Genomic DNA, 18646 nt, shown 5'->3' on the forward strand with positions numbered 1-18646 from the left:
GGGCGCCCCTTGGGGGGCGTGGCGGCTGAGTGAGTAGTTCTGCTCAATGCAGCACCCGCCCGCTCAGCGGTTCGCGCGAGGGGCCGTGGCTGATGGCTTCGAGCACAAACAGCGGAACCGGGGTGTTGAAGAGTTCACCGTCTTCGGCCACGCAATGGAACGAGCCATGCATGGTGCCGCTGGAGGTGCGCAGGCGACAGCCGCTGGTGTACTGGAACGACTCGCCCGGTTTGAGCAGTGGTTGCTGGCCAACCACTCCCAGGCCCTTGACTTCCTCGGTATGGCCCCGGGAGTCACTGATGATCCAGTGCCGCGAAATCAGCTGTGCCGGGGTGTCCCCGGCGTTGGAAATGGTGATGGTGTAGGCAAAACTGAACACCCCGGTGTCCGGCGCAGACTGCTCGGGCAGGTATTCGGGCAGCACTTCCACGTCAAACTGGTACTTTGGCATGGGGCGAATGGTAACCGTGGAGATTCGCCAAAGGTGCGTGCCCAGGCCGTAAAACCCCAGGCCTTCTGCGCTTTGCGACAATCGGGGGATGAGCCGCACATTCCAAATCGCCCCCTCCATCCTCTCTGCCGACTTTGCCCGCCTGGGCGAAGAAGTGCGCAATGTCATTGCCGCTGGCGCCGACTGGATCCACTTTGACGTGATGGACAACCATTACGTGCCCAACCTGACTTTTGGCCCCATGGTGTGCCAGGCCCTCAAGCCGCATGCCAAAACGGCTGCGGGTGCCGCAGTGCCCATCGACGTGCATCTGATGATCCAGCCCGTGGACGCGCTGGCGGCAGCATTTGCAGACGCTGGCGCCGACTACATCAGCTTCCACCCGGACGCCTCAGGCCATGTGCACCGCAGCATCCAGGCCATCCGGTCCAAGGGTGTCAAGGCCGGGCTGGTGTTCAACCCCGCCGAGCCGCTGGACGTGCTGGACTGGGTGATCGATGACATCGATCTGGTCCTGATCATGAGCGTGAATCCCGGCTTTGGCGGCCAAAGCTTCATTGACTCCGCTTTGCGCAAGATCGAAGCCGTGCGCAAGCGCATCGACGCCAGCGGCAAGGATATCCGGCTGGAAGTGGATGGCGGCATCAAAACGGACAACATCCGCCAGGTGGCGGATGCAGGGGCAGATACGTTTGTCGCGGGCAGTGCCATCTTTGGCAAGCCCGACTACAAAGGCGTGATTGACGCCATGCGCGTTCAGCTCGCTTGATGGTGGGTCTTGCCGCCAACAGCTGAAGTCGCAGCCTGAAGCGCGGTTATTGGCGCTGCGCAGGCGCGGGCACGATGGTCGTCGTTGTCGATTCGCGCAGTACGCCACCACCCGAGACTGAACCACTGACCGGTGTCTGCACGCGACGCATACATTCCGCTTGCTCGGCGGCCGTTGGGAACGCATTGCACCGCTGCGTAGCGTTGTCACTGGCCGCAGGGCCGGGGTTGCTCAGGTCACCTTTTCGCGAAGCGTCCAGTGCGTTGTTGGCTTCGCGCAGGCAGGTGGCCACGCTGTCCTGGGTGTTATTGGTCATGCATTTTTCGCGCTCTTGTTCATAGCGCGTGCGTGCATCTGGCGCTGCGGTTTGTGCTGTAGTGGCTGCCGAAAATACCAACAGGGCGGCAGTGAGGGCGGGGGCGAGGAAAGAGTGGCGTGTCATCGAAAAGCTTCTTGCGAAAATCGCAATTGGTATCGATGCAGCGTAGGCCCATCATCAGTGCGGCACTGTCGGACAGGGCCGACCCGTACCGTGCGCGTGGGCGCCCTTGTTGCTTGCTCTTTGGGTGTTCCCGCGCGGTCAGCCCAGGCGCTGAAACGTGAGCGAAAAGGCCACGCCATCGGCCGTGTTGCGCGCATTGATGGTGCCGCCCATCTTGGCCATGTAGGTCTTGGCGACAAACAGGCCCTGCCCGCGGTGCTCGTTGTGGCCTGCGGGGCCGGGCGCGCCAGGGTCCGATACGCCCAGCTCGAAAATGCGCCCCATCAAATCGTCTGCAATCGTCGCTCCCTGGTTGCGCAACGTCGCGCACGCGGTGGACTCCGACGCCGTCAGTGTCAGCTCGATGGCTGTTCCCGATGGGCGATAGCGGTCGGCGTTGCGCAGGATATGGGTCACCACATCCTCCAACGCAAACTCATCGGCCCGCACGATGACCGGGCCCGCACCGCTTTCATACACCACGTTTTCGATACCTGCGAAATGCGCGTTGTCGGCCACGTGCCGCAAAAAGGCGTCCAGGTCCAGCCGCCCCTGGGTCACATCGGCCGACTGCAGTGCTTCGGCCGGTGAGGCCGTTCCGTACAGCACATGCACCGCCTGTTGCATGCGCTGCACGTAGCGGTGCCCCGGGTCGCCGGGGCCACCATGCAGCACCATCAGCGACTGCAGGGGCGACATGATCTCGTGACCCACGGCATGCCACATGTCACGCTCCTGCTGCGCGCGCAGCTGTTCCCGCTGCAGGTCGTCCTTCACGCGCTGCAGCAGGTCAGCCAGCCCACCGGCCAGAATGCCGAGCTCGTCCGAACCGCGCAGGTCCGACACATCCAGGTCGCCCAGGCGCGGGCCAATGTGGCCCTCCTGCACGTTGTACGACACCGCCGCCGCCCGGCGGGTGAGCGCGGTCACCCGGCGGATCAGACCCACTTCCACCACCAGCCAGGCCAATGCAATGGCCGCCAGCATGGCGCCCAGGTACCACGACATGCGGGTGGCCACTGCGGCCAGTCCCTGCTCTACGCCACGCAGGTTACCGGTGAACGTGATGGCGTAGTTGCCCGTGGGCGTGTCCAGAATGTCCAGGCCCGCAGGCACTTCCTGGGTCTTGGCATCGGCTGCCGCGCCTTGCATGTCCAGTGGCAGCCAGCTGATCAGGCGAATCAGCCAGGGAGCCGAGGGCCCGGCCTGCACCTCGGCGCCTTTGAGCGTGATGGCATCGCTGTCGCTGGCGCCCAGTTTGCGGATCTGCACGCGCTCGCCGGGCAGCAGTGTGCGCGCGACGTCGGCCAGCGATGCAGCGGGCTGGGCGCCGGGGGCATTGCTGTCAAACAAGGCGGGTGTGGCGCCGGGTGCCAGCATCTCCACCCGCACGCGCATGGTGCCCAGGTCTTCGGGCGGCCATACCAGGGGCTGCTTCTGAAACAGCGCTTCGCGGAATAGCTCCACCGGTAAGCGGATGGAATAGAACGTGCGGCGCTGGCAGTCGGGGACGGAACCCGCCAGGTCGCGGCACTGACCGTTTTGCCACAACCAGCCCCGAAAGTCCCGCACGGGGCGTGCGCGGATGTCCAGCGCGTCGGTGCCGTTGTCCACAAACCCGGTCAAACGCCCTCGCGTGCTGACGGTGCCCTGGGGCGCCAGGGCCTCAAATGGCGCGACCCAGCGGTGGGTGGTGCCGCGCATATCCAGCGATACGCGCGCACGGTGCACTGTGTCCAGCGCAAGCACGCCGCGCTCCCGCGGCACCAGTTCGCCCGCATAAAAACTGCCCACCAGGTAAATGAAGCCGCCCGCATAGGGGTTGTTGCCAATCGCCGCACACACCGACGCTCCATGGGGGTACTGCACCGAGCATCCGGCCATCTCCACCGCCTGCTGCGCCTTGTTCTGGTCATCGAAGTCGATGGCCGAGTAGGGCAGCAGTAACGGGGCGAGCGGTGTGGTGCCTTGCCCCTGGCTGTGCGCATTGAGCAGTGCCAGCTGGCCGGAGGGGTGGCGCAGGCGTGCCATCACCTCGGACTGGCTACGCTCAAAGCCACGCTGGTAGCTTTGCCACGCGCGCTCTTTTTCCTCTTTGAGTAGCACCACGCTGAGTAACAGCGTGGCCGCTGCCAGCAGCACAAAAACGCTGCGCACCAGAATCCGCAAGCGAAACGCGGGCAAGCCCAGGCGCGGCATTTCCAGCGTGGGGCGAAGCAATCGCTTCATGCGCGTTTGCTCGCCGCAGGCAGTCCTACCCACCTAAAGCCCCGCATGGGAACGTTTTCGATGCCTTCGAAGGTGGGGTCCACCTCGCGCAGGGCCTCGCGGATGGTGCTCACATGCTTGCGCACGTTGTCGCGGTTGCGTCCACTTTTGACCACATCGAAAAGATCTTCGTACGACACCACCTCGCCGCCGCGCTGGTGCAGGGTGGCGAGGATGCGCTGTGCAGTGAGGGGCAGGTTGATGCGCTCTCCGCGCCAGGTGGGGGTGCGCTGCCACAGCGGGTCCAGCATCAGCGCATCACTTTCGGGCGCGGTGGGCGTTGCAGTTGTCGTACTGGCTTGCGTGGTGCGCAGGATGTCGAGAAACGTCTCGATGAAGTCGGCCTCTTCGAAGGTGGTTTTTTGCAGGTAGTCCCACGCGTCCAGCGCTTTCATGATGCTGCGGTAGATGGCGGCAGGCATGGCCGACACCACCAGCACCGGCGTGCCTTGGCGCCGCTTGTTGATGGCGTTGATCAAGGCCACGCCCGCATGCCTCTCGCGTCCCAGTTCGATGTCCAGCACCACCGCATCGTAGTGCTCGCGGGCCAGTGCGGCCTCTGCCTCGTCGCGGGTGAACCACTGGTCAATCACGATGCCGCTCCTTGCACTGGCAATCCAGCCTGCCAGCTGGTTGCTGGTGGGCAGGTCGTCTTCGATCACGGCGATACGGGTCATGGGGCGCTTTGCGGTGGAGGTGGGCGGATTATCCCGGCCGGGCGTTGCCGCCGGTGTGAGTTTTTCTTCCGCGGCGGGAGTGTTCGCTCGGCCGTTGTGAGGCCTTTGGCGTGGGCGCTGCGTTGTTGCTTCCGGGAGGAATCCGAAGAATCAGCTCCCAATGAGTCGCCAGGAACGGCCGCTCAGATCCGAAGAACAACCGCCCAAACCGAGAGAGAGAAAACCGCCATGAACGCCACCTGGAACCGCATCGTCCAAGCCCTCAGAGGCCGCAAGACCACCCACCCCCTGGATGCCCATGACGAAACGACCATAAATGACGCGCCGCTGCACGCACACGCCGCCACGGTGGTGGGCAACGAGAGCCGAATCAACTGGCTGTATCTGCTGCCCACCGCGCGCACCGTGCGCTGGATGACTGCGGGGGCTGCTGTGGTGGTGGCCGGGTTGGTGGTGGTGCGCAACCCACCGGTGCAGCACCTGGGCCAGGGTGAACTGGGCTTGCGCATGAACCAGCTCACTGGCTCGGTCAGCCAGTGGCGCAACGGCAGCGTGTGGGTGGTGCCGGGCCTGCACAGCGTGCGCGTCTTCTCGTTGCGTGACCAGAGCTACCGGCCCGAAGCCATGCGCCAGGCGAATGGCGGAGCGCCCCTGCAATCGGTGGAAGGCCTCTCCTTTGGATTGGACCTGAGCGTGCGGTATGCACTGGACCCCGCCTCTGCTGCCGCCACTGCGGGCAACCTGCCCGACGATGTGGATGCAGACATCGTTGCGCCTGCCGTGCAAGGGCTGGTCTACAAGGTATTTGCGCGCTACACGGTGCGCGAGATTTTTTCATCTAAACGTGCAGAGATCGCGCAGATCATCGAATCTGAATTGCGCACCCGCCTGGCGGCCGACGGTGTGCTGCTGCGCAGCGTGCAGATCGGCAAGGTGGACCTGCCGGTGGAATACCGCCGGGGCATGGACAGCCTGCTGGCCGAAGAGCTGGCGTCCGAGAAGATGCGGTACACGCTGGAGCTTAAAGACAAGCGCGTGAAGGAGACCGAGCTGGACGCCAACGCAGACAAGGTGCGCCGTGAGGTGGCCGCCGAGGCAGCGGCCCGTGAGCAGGTGATTGCTGCCCGCGCCCAGGAAGAAGCGATGAAACACGTGCTGCCCTTCAAGCAGCGCCAGATCGAGCAGCGCCAGCTGGAGGCCGAGGCCGAAAAGGTCTCGCGCATCAAGGCGGCCGAAGGCAGTGCCCAGGCCCGCCGCATCGAAGCCAGTGGCGAGGCCGATGCGCGCCAGAAGCTGGCCGAAGCCGAGGCCTACCGCATGGACCGCATCGGCAAGGTCAACGCCGAGCAAATGGCGCGCGAAGGCGCACTGGTCACCCGCCATCCGCTGCTGATCCAGAAAACATTGGCCGACAAGCTCTCGGACAAGATCCAGGTCATCATCGCGCCGCCTCCTACCAATGGGGACTTCATAGGCGCCGCGCTACTCGGTGGCAACCGCAATGCGCAGGCCATGGCCACGCAGGCATCGGCTGACGATGCGTCTATGACGCAAGCGACGGAGCAATGAACATGAAGCGCACCCTGATCACGCTGCTGACAGCCATCGCCTCTGCCGCCACCATGGTGGCCACGGCATCCGCACTGCCAGCGTACGCTGGAACAACCTTCGGCAGCGCCATCGTTGTACAGGACCAGGCCAGCCTGCGCGCAGCACCCCGCGATTCTGCACAACAGCAATCCAGCCTGTGGCAGGGCGAAGTGCTGGAGGTGCGCGGCGAGCGGTTGGACTACCTGCAAGTGTGGGACCACAAGCGCGAACGCGGTGGCTTTATCCGCGCCACCGACGTGCGCCGTGTGGCATTGACCGAGGCTGAGGCTCCCGCGCTGTTGTCTGTGCTGCGCTTTGTGCGCGACACGCCGGGCGCCGAGGCGCTGGGCGTAGGCCTCACCGCAGCGTACCTGCAGGCTGCGCCTGCCCAGGCCGTGTCTGGAGAGGAGGGCGCCCAGGCGTTTGACGCACTGGGCACACTGGCCGACCGGTTGGCGCGCCGCGCGTCGGCTGCGATGCCGGGCAAGGCGTCAGGCGCCTCGGGGGCGACGCTCTCTGCCCATCTGGACGTGGCCAACGGGTATGGCGTGCGCTTTGCATCGTATGAGGTGGATGGGCGCATGCAGGTCTGCTACGACGGCGAAGCGTTCCGGCGCGTTCTGGCCATGCCCTCGGCCGACGCTGATCAGCGCGCCCGAGCGGCCTTGGCGCTGACACGCCCCGAATGCATCAACCCCGATCTGGCTGCGCATGAGCGCGCCAAGGTGCAGGAGTGGCAGGCCCAGGTGCTGGAGCGTGTCGAGGTGTCCGCGCTGCCGTCGTACCTGCGCAACCGCGTGCAAATGCGCCGGGCCAGTGTGTGGAGTGGCATGGCGTTTCAGCAGGCGCGCAAGGCTGTCGGCGAACCGGCGGTGGCTGCCACCGCAGCCCGGGCCCTGGCGGAGTTTGCGGGCGTCAGCAAAGTTGATTTGCCTGATGAAGACCAACCCGCGTACAACGACGCCGCCATGCGGGTGAGCGCGGTGCGCTGGGCCCTTGTCCCCGCCGCAGCCACCACCAAGACCACGGCGACCACGGGATCCCGCCCTACGCTGGTGACCGAGCCCGGAGCACCCGGCGAAACCTGTGTCTTGCTGGTGGATGCCCGCAACAGTGCAAAAGAACCGCTGCTGCGCCGCTGCACGTATGGCGTGGTGTGGTCGGCTTCGGCCAGCGTCAACCGAGAAGGCACCGCCGTGGCGCTTGCCGTGCAGCCACTGGAAGGATGGCGCGAGTTGTGGGTGCTGCGCAAGACGGACGGTGGCTGGCTGGTGGACGTGTTGCCGCCCGCCGCCACCACGCCTGAAACCGGTGTGGCCGAATGGGCTGGCTGGGTGCCGGGCGGCCAGCAGATGCTAGTGGCGCGCGAGGCACGGGGCCAGGGCCGCTACCGCAAGAGTTTTGAGGTGGTGCACCTTAACGGGTTGACCACAGAACGTGTGACCGGCGACGTGGCTGCGTTGCCGCTCTTCCAGCGCTGGCAGGACCCGGCCTGGAAGCGCCAGACGCTGAGCCTGAGGTGATCGGTGGGCGTGGGGAGGCCCGGGGCGGCATTCCTTGAGTTCCTTAAACTTGGTGACTGATCCGATCTTCCAAACCCTGTTCAACCCATGCCAGAACCTTCTGCCGCCGCCTTGCCTTCCCTGCCGCCCCTGCTGTCCCGTGTGGACGCTGTCATCGTGGACCTGGACGGCACCATGGTGGACACCATGGGGGACTTCAACGAGGCCATCAACCGGATGCTGCGCGAGTTGGCGCTACCGTCCATCGATGGGCAGCACATAGAGCACATGGTGGGCAAAGGCTCCGAGCATTTGCTGCGTTCAGTGCTAAAACACGTGCTAACGCTTGATGGTAGAGCGCTGGATGCTATGGATATTGAAGCAATTTATCCCTCTGCCTGGGCCAGCTACCAGCGCCATTACCTGGCCATCAACGGCCAGTTTTCAGCGGTGTACGCGGGGGTGGAGGAGGGGCTGCAGGTGCTGCAGTCGCGCGGGCTTCGTCTGGTTTGCCTGACCAACAAGCCCACGAGCTTTGCGCTGCCCTTGCTGAAGGCCAAGGGGCTGGGCGGGTATTTTGAAATGGTGTTTGGCGGCGACGCATTCGAGCGCAAGAAGCCCGACCCCTTGCCCCTCATCAAGACCTGCGAAGCGCTGGGCACCGCCCGGGCGCGCACGTTGATGGTGGGTGATTCCAGCAACGATGCGCAGGCCGCGCGGGCGGCGGGTTGCCCGGTGGTTCTGGTCACCTACGGCTACAACCACGGCCAGCCGGTGCGGGGCGTGGATGCTGACAGGTTTGTGGATTCCTTGAAGCAACTGCGCTGAGGTCGGGGCGTCGGGTGCCCCTTTGTCAGGCGGGAAGCTGTCGCGGTTCCACGCTGCGGTAGTCCAGCCGCGCCGAGGGGTTGGCACCGTGCGACGAGCCACCCTGAGCAGGTGCGGCGCTGTAGCCCCCGGCACCCGAGGACAGGCGGAACACCGCGACCGCATCCACCAGCTGACCCGCCTGCATCTTCAGGCTGTCTGCTGCGGCAGCGCTTTGTTCCACCAGCGCAGCGTTCTGCTGCGTGGCCTGGTCCATCTGCGTGATGGCCTCGCCCACTTGCGACACGCCCGAGCTTTGTTCGCTGCTGGCGGCGCTGATCTCTCCCATGATGTCGGTCACGCGGCGAATGGCGCTGACCACTTCGGACATGGTTGCGCCCGCCTTGTCCACCAGGGCCGTGCCGCGTTCCACGCGCTCCACGCTGGTGCCGATCAGTCCCTTGATTTCTTTGGCCGCTTCGGCACTGCGCTGGGCCAGGCTGCGCACCTCGCCTGCCACCACCGCAAAGCCTCGGCCCTGTTCCCCGGCGCGGGCGGCTTCCACCGCGGCGTTCAGCGCCAGGATGTTGGTCTGAAACGCGATGCCGTCGATCACGCTGATGATGTCTGCAATCTTCTTGCTGCTGTCGTTGATGCCCTTCATGGTGTCCACCACCTCCGCCACCACCTCGCCGCCTTGTTTGGCCACGGTGGATGCGTTCATGGCCAGCTGGTTGGCCTGGCGCGCGTTGTCTGCGTTCTGGCGCACGGTGGAGCCCAGCTCTTCCATGGAAGCTGCGGTCTCTTCCAGCGCCGAGGCCTGTTGCTCGGTGCGTGCCGACAGGTCGTTGTTGCCCGACGCGATCTCGGCGCTGGCCGTGGCCACGCCTTCTGCGTTGTGGCGCACATTGCCCACGATGCTGGCCAGGCGCGATTGCATGGTGGCCAGGGCCTGCAGCAACTGTGCGGTTTCGTCGGTGCCCGTGGCATCGATGGGGTGTGTCAGGTCGCCGTCGGCAATGTTCTCGGCCGCCTGCTTGCCCTGCTGCACGGGGCGCACGATGGACCGGGTAACCGTAAAGGCCAGCAGCGCGCCCATGGCCACCGCTACCAGCGTGCCCACGCCCAGAAGCACCTGGCTGGCTTTGGCAAGGGTGCTGGTGTCGGCCTGGCTTTCGGACAGTTGGGTGGCCATGCTGGTGCGCAGATCGTCGAGTGATTTCAGGTACCGGTCGGCCAGAGGGCGCAAGTCCTTGTCCACCATCGAGGGCACGTTGGGCTCGCCACCGCGGTGCAGTTCGCGGATCTCGGTGAGCTTGTCGTTGTAGGCGGTACGGGCGATGGCAATGGTGGCGAGCAGGCTGCGCGCCTTGTCGTCCTGCACCAGTGCCTCGATGCGCTTGACCTTGGCATCCATGCTGGTGGCGGTGGCCTGGGTGTCGGCCGTGAGCTTGTCCATGTAGTCACGGTCAATGGCCTTGAGGAAGGCCTCGGTGCGCACCCAGTTCAGGCGGATGTCCGACGCCCAGTCCTCTACCAGGGTCTGCTGTTCGATCTCCTGCGTGGCTACCCGTTCGCTCGCGGCTTGCAGGCCGCCAATGCGCCACATGCCAGTGGCAGCGAGAAGGGCCGTGATGAGCAGGATGGCGCCAAAGGACAAGCCCAGGCGCAGGCCGACGGAAAGGTTGCTGAGTTTCATGGTGTGTCTGGCGCGGAAGGAGTCTGGGGGCAAAGATGAAGTGCGTGACAGACGGCGCGTCGTGGGGCGCGGGTAGCGCCAGAGCTCAGGCCGTGGCACCGGGCGCTGCGGGTTGCGCGCAGCGGGGTGTCGTATGTTGTCGGGACAAAAGGAACAGGGGTGTTGTGATGCTGGGGGTTCGAATGAAGATACCCCCTGACCAGGCCTGCGTCAGTCGGGCGGGCGACAGCCCGGGGCGTAGTTCGGTAGGGGTTTGCCCCCGTAGCTGCGCGGTGCTACGCCGGCTTGCCCAGCAATGCGTCCTTGAGCTTCCAGTCAGCAGGTACATTGCCCAGCCAGATGCCCATCAGCGCGTTGAAGAACTCGGGCTCCTTAAACGGCTCGCCCTGGGGCTTGCCCTTGACGGTGATCACCGTGCCGGTGCCGGGTACCCAGTCAATCATGAACTGGTCACCCGCCTGCAGCTTCTTGTGGTCCGAGAAGATCTGGCTCATGCGCAGCACACCGGGGATCAGTTTGGAGAACGCGGCCCGGTCCATGTTGTCCTCCATACCCCGCGAAAACAGCTTGCCCAGCTCGGTGGAATCAATCTCGCGCAGCATGGTGATGCTCATGCGCTTGGGGCCCTTGAGGGCGGCTATTTCCTGCAGCGAGCCCGCCTTTTTGTCGAGGTACAAGCCCGCCGTGTACACCTTGAAAACGGCCTTGTAGCGAACCCCTGCACCATTGAGCTGCAGCGTGCTGCCGCCCAGGTTGGCAACCTCTTCGTACTTCACATCAGCCACTGTGATGGGCTGGGCGATGGCGCTGGCGGCCAACAAGCAGGCGCTGGCAGTCACAACGCATTGCTTCAGGAATTTCATGCGCAGATCCTTAAAAAAGAACGGTCGTTCGTTTCAAATTGTTGCAGCGCTTGGAGGGGCCTGCAACAGGGTTTTCGATGGGTTGTGCGATCTCGCACGATCCCACCTTGAGGGCGGTCAAATCGGGTCCCGAAAAAACCTTTGCTACACTTTGCCCCCATGTTCATTCACCACGTGTTCATCACAGGTTGCAGCGACCGGGGAGCCTGGCCCTGGCGTCAGCCTGTCCTTTTGAACGCCTGATGGCACCTGGGCCGATAACGCCCCAGCGTGCACCCGTGGCCCCCCACTGACAGACGGCGGGGCCGATCGAATGGACCGCAGCGCCCCTTTTGCTTGAACCCGGGACACGCGCTGCGACAGCTGGGAGCTCTCCCCGTGATCACAGAACTTGAATTCAAAAGCCTGGCCAGAGAAGGCTACAACCGCATTCCGCTCATGGTCGAGGCCTTTGCGGACCTGGAAACCCCCCTCTCGCTCTACCTGAAGCTGGCGCACACCAAGGACGGCGGCAAGCACAGCTTCTTGCTCGAATCTGTGGTGGGCGGCGAGCGCTTCGGGCGCTACAGCTTCATCGGCCTGCCCGCGCGCACGCTGCTGCGCGCCAGCGGCTTTGGCGCTGCGGCGCGCACCGAAGTCGTCACCGACGGGCAAGTGGTGGAGACCGCCGAAGGCAATCCGCTGGATTTCATCGAGGCCTACCAAAAGCGCTTCAAAGTGGCCCTGCGCCCCGGCCTGCCGCGCTTTTGCGGCGGCCTGGCCGGTTACTTTGGCTACGACGCGGTGCGCTATATCGAAAAGAAGCTGGAGACCACCTGCCCGCCCGACACCCTGGGCTGCCCCGACATCCTGCTGCTGCAGTGCGAAGAGCTGGCGGTCATCGACAACCTCTCGGGCAAGCTCTACCTCATCGTGTACGCCGACCCTGCCCAGCCCGAGGCCTATGCCAAGGCCAAGAAGCGCCTGCGTGACCTGAAGGAGCAACTGAAATATTCGGTGAGCGCGCCTGTGGTGAAAGCCACCGAAAGCCACCCCGCCCAGCGCGACTTTGCCAAGGCCGATTACCTGGCCGCCGTGGACCGCGCCAAGGAGCTGATCGCCGCCGGTGACTTCATGCAGGTGCAGGTGGGCCAGCGCATCCACAAGCGCTACACCGAAAGCCCCTTGAGCCTGTACCGCGCGCTGCGTTCGCTGAACCCGTCGCCCTACATGTACTTCTACGACTTCGGCGACTTCCATGTGGTGGGCGCCAGCCCCGAAATTCTGGTGCGGCAGGAAAAAACCGACGAGGGCACCAAGGTCACCATCCGACCCCTGGCTGGCACCCGCCCACGTGGCGCCACGCCCGAGAAGGACAAGGCCACCGAGGTCGAACTCATCAACGACCCCAAGGAGCGCGCCGAACACGTGATGCTGATCGACCTGGCCCGCAACGACATTGGCCGCATCGCCAAGACCGGCACCGTGAAGGTGACCGAGGCCTTTGCGGTAGAGCGCTACAGCCACGTGATGCACATCGTGAGCAATGTGGAAGGCATCCTGCACGACGGCATGACCAGCATGGACGTGCTCAAGGCCACCTTCCCAGCCGGCACGCTGACGGGCGCGCCCAAGGTGCACTCCATGGAGCTCATCGACCAGCTCGAACCCACCAAACGCGGCCTGTATGGCGGCGCCTGCGGGTATCTCAGCTACGCAGGCGACATGGACGTGGCCATTGCCATCCGCACCGGCATCATCAAGAACGGCACGCTCTATGTGCAGGCCGCCGCTGGCGTGGTGGCCGATTCGGTGCCCGAGCTGGAATGGAAAGAAACCGAGCACAAGGCCCGTGCCCTGCTGCGTGCGGCCGAGCTGGTGGAGGAGGGCCTCGAATGACCCGCGCCATCGACAAAACTAAACCCTGCACCACCATGCAGGACGTACGCCGTGAGGTGAATGCGCTGGACGATGTGCTGGTGCCCCTGCTGGTCGAGCGCGTGGGCTACATGACCCAAGCCGCCCGCATCAAGCAAGGTGTGGAACAGGTGCGCGACGAAGCGCGCATCGAAGCCATCGTGGCCCGTGTGCGCGAACGCGCTGGGGCCGAAGGCGGCGACGCCGACGTGATGGAAGCCATCTACCGCAGCCTCATGGAAGCCTGCATTGCCTATGAACACCGCGAGTTCGCCCGTCTGCGCGAGCCCGTCCTTGCCGGGAGCGCCGCATGACAAAACTCTTGATGGTCGATAACTACGACAGCTTCACCTACAACATCGTCCAGTACTTTGGTGAACTGGGCGCCGAGGTCGAGGTGTTCCGCAACGACGAGATCACCGTGGCCGACATCGAAGCGCGCCTGAACGCAGGCCAGCTCGACCGCTTGGTGATTTCGCCCGGCCCTTGTTCGCCTGCGGAGGCCGGCATCTCGGTCGCCGCGATCCAGCACTTTGCGGGCAAGCTACCCATCCTGGGCGTGTGCCTGGGCCACCAGGCCATTGGTGCGGCGTTTGGCGGCAACATCATCCGCGCTCAGCAACTGATGCACGGCAAGACCAGCGTCATCACCACTACGCAGAAGGGCGTGTTCGCCGGTTTGCCCGAGCAATTCACCGTCAACCGCTACCACTCCCTGTCCATCGAGCGCGCCACCTGCCCCGATGTGCTGGAGGTGACGGCCTGGACGGAGGATGGCGAAATCATGGGCGTGCGCCACAAGACGCTGGCGATCGAAGGCGTGCAGTTCCACCCCGAGAGCATCCTGACAGAACACGGTCACGCCATGCTCAAGAACTTTCTGGAGCAGCGTACATGATGATCGACACCCACCAACTGGTGATGTTCATTGCCGCAGGCTGGCTGCTCAACCTCACGCCCGGACCCGATGTGCTCTACATCGTGACCAACGCGCTGCGTTCTGGCACGCGCGCGGGCATCGTGGCGGGGCTGGGCATTACGGCCGGTTGTTTCGTGCACATCTTTGCGGCCGCCGTGGGCGTGGGCGCGCTGCTGGCCACGTCGGCCACGGCGTTCACCGTGCTCAAGTGGATAGGGGCGGCCTACCTGATGTGGATGGGTGTACGCATGCTGCTGTCCAAGGCCGCAGCCGATGGTGGCAACAGTGCAGCGCTGGCGGCTGCGCAGGCGGCCCCTGCGCCGCACACGCCGCTTCGCAAGGTGTTCCTCGGCGGCTTCTGGACCAATGTGCTCAACCCCAAGGTCGCCATCTTCTTCCTGGCCTTTGTGCCGCAGTTCATCGCGCCGGGCACCGACAACAAGGCGCTGGCCTTTGTGCTGCTGGGCGTGCTGTTCAACGTGAACGCCATTCCCGTCAACGTGGGGTGGGCGCTGGCGGCATCATGGATGGCGCGACGCGCCACGGTGATCCAGCGCGGCATGCACTGGCTGGACCGCGTGGCAGGCGCCATGTTCATCGGCTTCGGACTCAAGCTGGCCTTTACTGATCAACCGGCGGCCTGACCGCCACCCCAGGAGACACCGTCATGCCCATTACCCCCCAGGAAGCGCTGCAGCGCACCATCGAGCACCGCGAAATCTTCCATGACGAGATGCTGCACCTGATGCGCCTCATCATGAACGGCGAACTTTCACCGGTCATGACGGCGTCCATCATCACCGGCCTGCGCGTGAAGAAGGAAACCATCGGCGAGATCACCGCAGCCGCGCAGGTGATGCGCGAGTTCAGCACCAAGGTCCACGTCAAGGACGCGACCCACATGGTGGACATCGTGGGCACGGGCGGCGACGGTGCCAACACCTTCAACATCTCCACCTGCTCCATGTTCGTGGCCGCCGCCGCCGGTGCCAAGGTCAGCAAGCATGGCGGGCGGGGGGTGTCGAGCAAAAGCGGCAGCGCCGACGTGATGGAGGCCCTGGGCATTCACATCAACCTCAAGCCCGAGCAGATCGCCCAGTGCATCGCAGAAGTCGGCATCGGCTTCATGTTTGCGCCCAACCACCACCCCGCCATGAAGAACGTGGCCCCGGTGCGCAAGGAGCTGGGCGTGCGCACCATCTTCAACATCCTGGGCCCGCTCACCAACCCGGCAGGCGCGCCCAACATCCTCATGGGCGTGTTCCACCCCGACCTCGTCGGTATCCAGGTGCGCGCGCTGCAGCGCCTGGGCGCAGAGCATGCGCTGGTGGTCTATGGCCGCGACGGCATGGACGAAGTCAGCCTGGGTGCTGCCACCCTGGTGGGCGAGCTGAAGAATGGCCAGATCACCGAGTACGAAATCCACCCCGAAGACTTCGGCCTGCCGATGGCCAGCAACCGCGCCCTCAAGGTCGAGACGCCCGAGCAATCGCGCGAGATGCTGATCGGCGTGCTCAAGGGCGAGCCCGGCGCCGCGCAAGACATCGTGTGCCTGAACGCGGGCGCGGCGCTGTATGCGGCCAACGTGGCTGATTCCATCCAAGACGGTATCGCCAAGGCCCGAGCAGCCGTTGCCTCGGGTGCTGCGCTGGCCAAGCTGGAGCAACTGGTCACGCGCACGCACGCGCTGCCCGCTGCGTCTTGACACTGTCATGTGGAGCGACCCTGGCACCTGGATTGCACTTGGCATTTCTGCCCTGTTCATCGTGGTCGGGGTCGTGATGCACCGCGTGTTCATCCGCATTCTTAAACAGGGCTCCAGTGAGCCCGCAGACACCCACAAGGCTACCAACCATGAGTAGTGACATCCTCAACAAAATCGTGGCCGTCAAGCACGAAGAAGTGGCCGCCGCCAAAAAGCGCCTGTCGCTGGACGCCATGCGCGCCGACGCCGAGAGCCGCGTGCTCACGCGCGACTTTGAAGGCGCGCTGCGCGCCAAGATCTCCAAGGGACAGGCCGCGGTGATTGCCGAGGTCAAAAAAGCCAGCCCTAGCAAAGGCGTGTTGCGTGCCGACTTCGAGCCGGCCGACATCGCCCAAAGCTATATGGAAGGGGATGGCAAGGTCAGCGCGGCCTGCCTGTCGGTGCTGACCGACCGGCAGTTCTTCCAGGGTCAGCCTGACTACCTGAAGCAAGCCCGTGCCAGCACCTTGCTGCCCGTGCTGCGCAAGGATTTCATGGTCGATGCGTACCAGATCTATGAATCGCGCGCCATGGGCGCCGATGCCATCTTGCTGATTGCGGCGTGCCTGGATGATGCGCAGATGGCTGACTTTGAAGCCATCGCCCGCAGCCTGGACATGGCCGTGCTGGTGGAAGTGCACGACCGCCCCGAACTGGAGCGCGCCCTCAAGCTCAAGACGCCGCTGGTCGGCATCAACAACCGCAACCTGCGCACGTTCGAGGTCACGCTTGACACCACGCTCTCCATGCTCAAGGACGTGCCCGCCGACCGCCTGCTGGTCACCGAGTCGGGCATCTTGAAGCCTGCGGATGTGAAGACGATGCGCGACGCGGGCGTGCACGCCTTTTTGGTGGGCGAAGCCTTCATGCGCGCGGACGACCCGGGCCTGGCGTTGGCCCAGCTGTTTGGCTGATTGGCTGAATAGCTGATGGAGCGAAAACTACTGTATTGATAGCTATCAGCGCTTGATGGAAAAGCGCTAGAGGCCATTTTGACCATGAATCCGCCCGCCCAAGTCCCCACGCAACTGCAAAGCGCCGAGCCCGCCGACTGGAAGGTGGCGCCCGGCTGGCAGCCGTTGGTAGATGCATTCTTTGCCGACGCACGCGGGCAGGCGCTTCGGGCTTTCCTGCAATCGCGCCTGCAGGCGGGGGCCACGATTTTTCCGCCCCAGCCGCTGCGCGCGCTCGACCTCACTCCGCCCGACGCCGTGCGTGTGGTCATCCTGGGGCAGGACCCGTACCACGGCCGGGGACAAGCCGAGGGGCTGGCGTTTTCGGTCGCGCCCGGCGTGCCGTTGCCCCCCTCGCTGCGTAATATCTTCAAGGAGATGCAGCGTGACCTGGGCACCCCTTTCCCGCCCATGCCCGAGCCCGGCGGCAGTCTGGTGAAGTGGGCCAAGAATGGCGTGCTGCTGCTCAACACCGGCCTCACGGTGGAAGAGGGCCAACCCGCCAGCCACGCCGGCAAGGGCTGGGAGGCGCTGACCGACGCCGTGATCCGCCACGTGGCCGAGGGTCCGCGGCCCGTGGTGTTCATGCTGTGGGGCGCGCACGCGCAGTCCAAACGTGCGTTCATCCCGCAAGACCGGGGTCACCTGGTGCTCACGTCCAACCACCCCTCGCCGCTGTCGGCGCTGCGCCCACCCGTGCCTTTTATCGGCAACGGCCACTTTGGCAAGGCGCGCGATTTTCGGGCGCAGCACGGGTATTGAGCGTCCCGCGTTCGTGGGGTAACGCGACACGGTGGGTGTTTTTGAATACGGCAGGCCGCCATGACGGACGCAGACATTGAAGAGCGGATTTTTGCCCTGCTGTCGGTGCGGTTACCCGGCGCCACCATCTGCCCGTCGGAGGTCGCCCGGGCCCTGCTGCCGGAAGGTGGCGCTTGGCGTGAGCAAATGCCGCAGGTCCGCCAGGTTGCGCAAGCCCTTGCGCAGCAACACCGCCTCAGAGTGACACGCGGTGGCGCACCGGTCGACGCGACCGCGCCGGGCGGGCCTATCCGTCTGGGACTGCCTGACTGATAAAGATAAAGATCACCACCGCCCCGGCAGCCGCTCCTTGAGCAAATCCATGAACGCCTGCACGGCCACTGGCAGGCTGCGGCCTGCGAGGGTCTGCACCTCCAGGTCGCGCAGGTCCATGCCAGGGTCGCTGATGGGCAGGGCCACAACGGCGCCCGCTTCCACCAGGTGGCGCGCCGCGATCTCGCTGGCCACGGACAGCCCGCCCCCATGCGCCACAAAGTTGAGCACCGTCTTGACATGGTTGCTGATGAGCACCGCCTCCAGCTGCAGGCCCTGGCGGCTGCAGACGATGTCGATCATCTGGCGCACCGTGGTCTCGGCCGGGGGCAGGGCCAGCGGGTACTTGGCCATCTGCGCCAGCGTGATGCTCTCTGCACCGGCTAGCGGGTGGCCCGGTGGTACCAGCGCCAGCACCGGGGCGGTCTGGCGGTAGGCCACCTCGATGTCCTTGTGCGGCGCGCGGCTGAAGCACAGGCCGATGTCGGCGGCGCCGCCGCGCACGGCGTCCGGCACCTGCCCCGTGGGCATGGACAGCACGCTGAACTGGATGCCCGTGTGCGTGCGCTGAAACTCCACGCACAGCCGGGGCACCAGCTCGTTCGCAAACGCGTCCGACGTGGCCAGGCGCACCTGCCCCGCGCGCAGGCCCTGCAGCGCGCCGATCTCGCCCAAAGCGCGTTCGGCGTCCAGCACCGTGCGGCGCGCGTGCACGGCCAAAATTTCGCCCGCCGCCGTCAGCACCATGCCGCGCGGGTGGCGGTCGAACAGCGGCGTGCCCAGCTGGGCCTCCAGCCCCGCGATCTGGCGGCTGAGCGCGGACGCCGCCACGTGCAGGCGGGCAGAGGCCTCGGTGAGCGAACCGCTCTGGGCCACTTCCAGAAAGTAGCGCAGCGTGGTGTCTTGCAGCAGGTGGGCGCGCATCGGTGCGGGTGGGCGGTGCCGGGGTGGGT

General features: G+C 65.1%; 20 protein-coding genes. 13 read left to right on the plus strand and 7 right to left on the minus strand.

Annotated features, from left to right (window positions below; genetic code table 11):
• Nucleotides 1-43: 43 nt before the first annotated feature.
• Nucleotides 44-451: a Co2+/Mg2+ efflux protein ApaG gene (gene apaG / locus ACK4OE_RS06450; RefSeq protein WP_409883839.1), complete on the minus strand. Its 408-nt coding sequence runs from the start codon at nucleotides 449-451 to the stop codon at nucleotides 44-46.
• 88 nt (nucleotides 452-539) lie between these two features.
• On the opposite strand from apaG, the gene rpe reads away from it, so the two are divergent.
• Nucleotides 540-1220, plus strand: coding sequence for a ribulose-phosphate 3-epimerase (gene rpe, locus ACK4OE_RS06455; protein WP_409883840.1), 681 nt, complete (start codon nucleotides 540-542; stop codon nucleotides 1218-1220).
• 46 nt (nucleotides 1221-1266) lie between these two features.
• Here the strand turns inward: rpe and ACK4OE_RS06460 are convergent, their stop codons facing one another.
• From ACK4OE_RS06460 to ACK4OE_RS06470, 3 genes are all read right to left on the minus strand, one after another.
• Entirely contained in the window at nucleotides 1267-1662 is a 396-nt protein-coding gene (locus ACK4OE_RS06460; protein ID WP_409883842.1) for a hypothetical protein, read from the minus strand.
• Between the two features lie 138 nt (nucleotides 1663-1800).
• Complete coding sequence (locus ACK4OE_RS06465; RefSeq protein ID WP_409883843.1) at nucleotides 1801-3930, minus strand: sensor histidine kinase; 2130 nt, start codon at nucleotides 3928-3930, stop codon at nucleotides 1801-1803.
• A complete protein-coding gene (locus ACK4OE_RS06470; protein WP_409883844.1) occupies nucleotides 3927-4646 on the minus strand; it encodes a response regulator transcription factor in 720 nt (239 codons plus the stop codon). Before ACK4OE_RS06470 ends, ACK4OE_RS06465 begins: the two co-directional genes overlap by 4 nt.
• A 228-nt stretch (nucleotides 4647-4874) precedes the next feature.
• On the opposite strand from ACK4OE_RS06470, the gene ACK4OE_RS06475 reads away from it, so the two are divergent.
• The 3 genes from ACK4OE_RS06475 to gph all read left to right on the plus strand — a co-directional run bounded on the left by ACK4OE_RS06475 (nucleotide 4875) and on the right by gph (nucleotide 8566).
• Nucleotides 4875-6215 (plus strand): SPFH domain-containing protein, encoded by a 1341-nt coding sequence (locus tag ACK4OE_RS06475; RefSeq protein WP_409883845.1) that lies wholly within the window; start codon nucleotides 4875-4877, stop codon nucleotides 6213-6215.
• Nucleotides 6216-6217: 2 nt separating this feature from the next.
• Nucleotides 6218-7759 carry a hypothetical protein gene (locus ACK4OE_RS06480; protein WP_409883846.1) on the plus strand — a complete coding sequence of 514 codons (1542 nt, stop codon included), beginning with the start codon at nucleotides 6218-6220 and terminating at the stop codon, nucleotides 7757-7759.
• Between the two features lie 87 nt (nucleotides 7760-7846).
• A complete protein-coding gene (gph, locus tag ACK4OE_RS06485; RefSeq protein ID WP_409883847.1) occupies nucleotides 7847-8566 on the plus strand; it encodes a phosphoglycolate phosphatase in 720 nt (239 codons plus the stop codon).
• A gap of 25 nt (nucleotides 8567-8591) precedes the next feature.
• Here gph and ACK4OE_RS06490 read toward each other — a convergent pair whose 3' ends face one another.
• A complete protein-coding gene (locus ACK4OE_RS06490; protein ID WP_409883848.1) occupies nucleotides 8592-10244 on the minus strand; it encodes a methyl-accepting chemotaxis protein in 1653 nt (550 codons plus the stop codon).
• Nucleotides 10245-10519: 275 nt separating this feature from the next.
• Nucleotides 10520-11107 carry a chalcone isomerase family protein gene (locus ACK4OE_RS06495; RefSeq protein ID WP_409883849.1) on the minus strand — a complete coding sequence of 196 codons (588 nt, stop codon included), beginning with the start codon at nucleotides 11105-11107 and terminating at the stop codon, nucleotides 10520-10522.
• Between the two features lie 378 nt (nucleotides 11108-11485).
• On the opposite strand from ACK4OE_RS06495, the gene trpE reads away from it, so the two are divergent.
• The 9 genes from trpE (at nucleotide 11486) to ACK4OE_RS06540 (ending at nucleotide 17693) form a co-directional block, all read left to right on the plus strand.
• A complete protein-coding gene (gene trpE / locus ACK4OE_RS06500) occupies nucleotides 11486-12985 on the plus strand; it encodes an anthranilate synthase component I (protein WP_409883850.1) in 1500 nt (499 codons plus the stop codon).
• Nucleotides 12982-13317, plus strand: a complete 336-nt coding sequence (locus ACK4OE_RS06505) for a chorismate mutase (RefSeq protein ID WP_409883851.1) — start codon at nucleotides 12982-12984, stop codon at nucleotides 13315-13317. Before trpE ends, ACK4OE_RS06505 begins: the two co-directional genes overlap by 4 nt.
• The gene (locus ACK4OE_RS06510; RefSeq protein ID WP_409883853.1) at nucleotides 13314-13901 is read left to right on the plus strand and encodes an aminodeoxychorismate/anthranilate synthase component II; all 588 of its coding nucleotides are present in this window, start codon (nucleotides 13314-13316) and stop codon (nucleotides 13899-13901) included. Before ACK4OE_RS06505 ends, ACK4OE_RS06510 begins: the two co-directional genes overlap by 4 nt.
• Nucleotides 13901-14566, plus strand: a complete 666-nt coding sequence (locus ACK4OE_RS06515; protein WP_409883885.1) for a LysE family translocator — start codon at nucleotides 13901-13903, stop codon at nucleotides 14564-14566. The genes ACK4OE_RS06510 and ACK4OE_RS06515 overlap by 1 nt, the downstream gene beginning before the upstream one ends.
• Before the next feature lie 23 nt (nucleotides 14567-14589).
• The gene (gene trpD, locus ACK4OE_RS06520) at nucleotides 14590-15627 is read left to right on the plus strand and encodes an anthranilate phosphoribosyltransferase (protein ID WP_409883855.1); all 1038 of its coding nucleotides are present in this window, start codon (nucleotides 14590-14592) and stop codon (nucleotides 15625-15627) included.
• A 7-nt stretch (nucleotides 15628-15634) separates the two neighbouring features.
• On the plus strand, nucleotides 15635-15784 hold the full coding sequence (locus ACK4OE_RS06525; protein ID WP_409883856.1) for a hypothetical protein: 150 nt from the start codon (nucleotides 15635-15637) through the stop codon (nucleotides 15782-15784).
• Nucleotides 15777-16580, plus strand: a complete 804-nt coding sequence (trpC, locus tag ACK4OE_RS06530; protein WP_409883857.1) for an indole-3-glycerol phosphate synthase TrpC — start codon at nucleotides 15777-15779, stop codon at nucleotides 16578-16580. The genes ACK4OE_RS06525 and trpC overlap by 8 nt, the downstream gene beginning before the upstream one ends.
• An 84-nt stretch (nucleotides 16581-16664) precedes the next feature.
• Entirely contained in the window at nucleotides 16665-17381 is a 717-nt protein-coding gene (locus ACK4OE_RS06535) for a uracil-DNA glycosylase (protein ID WP_409883858.1), read from the plus strand.
• A 60-nt stretch (nucleotides 17382-17441) separates the two neighbouring features.
• Nucleotides 17442-17693 (plus strand): DUF3253 domain-containing protein, encoded by a 252-nt coding sequence (locus ACK4OE_RS06540; RefSeq protein ID WP_409883859.1) that lies wholly within the window; start codon nucleotides 17442-17444, stop codon nucleotides 17691-17693.
• 12 nt (nucleotides 17694-17705) lie between these two features.
• Here ACK4OE_RS06540 and ACK4OE_RS06545 read toward each other — a convergent pair whose 3' ends face one another.
• Complete coding sequence (locus ACK4OE_RS06545) at nucleotides 17706-18617, minus strand: LysR family transcriptional regulator (protein WP_409883860.1); 912 nt, start codon at nucleotides 18615-18617, stop codon at nucleotides 17706-17708.
• Nucleotides 18618-18646: the final 29 nt, after the last annotated feature.

This window comes from Acidovorax sp. (genome assembly GCF_046314175.1).
In the GTDB taxonomy this organism is placed as follows: domain Bacteria; phylum Pseudomonadota; class Gammaproteobacteria; order Burkholderiales; family Burkholderiaceae_C; genus Acidovorax.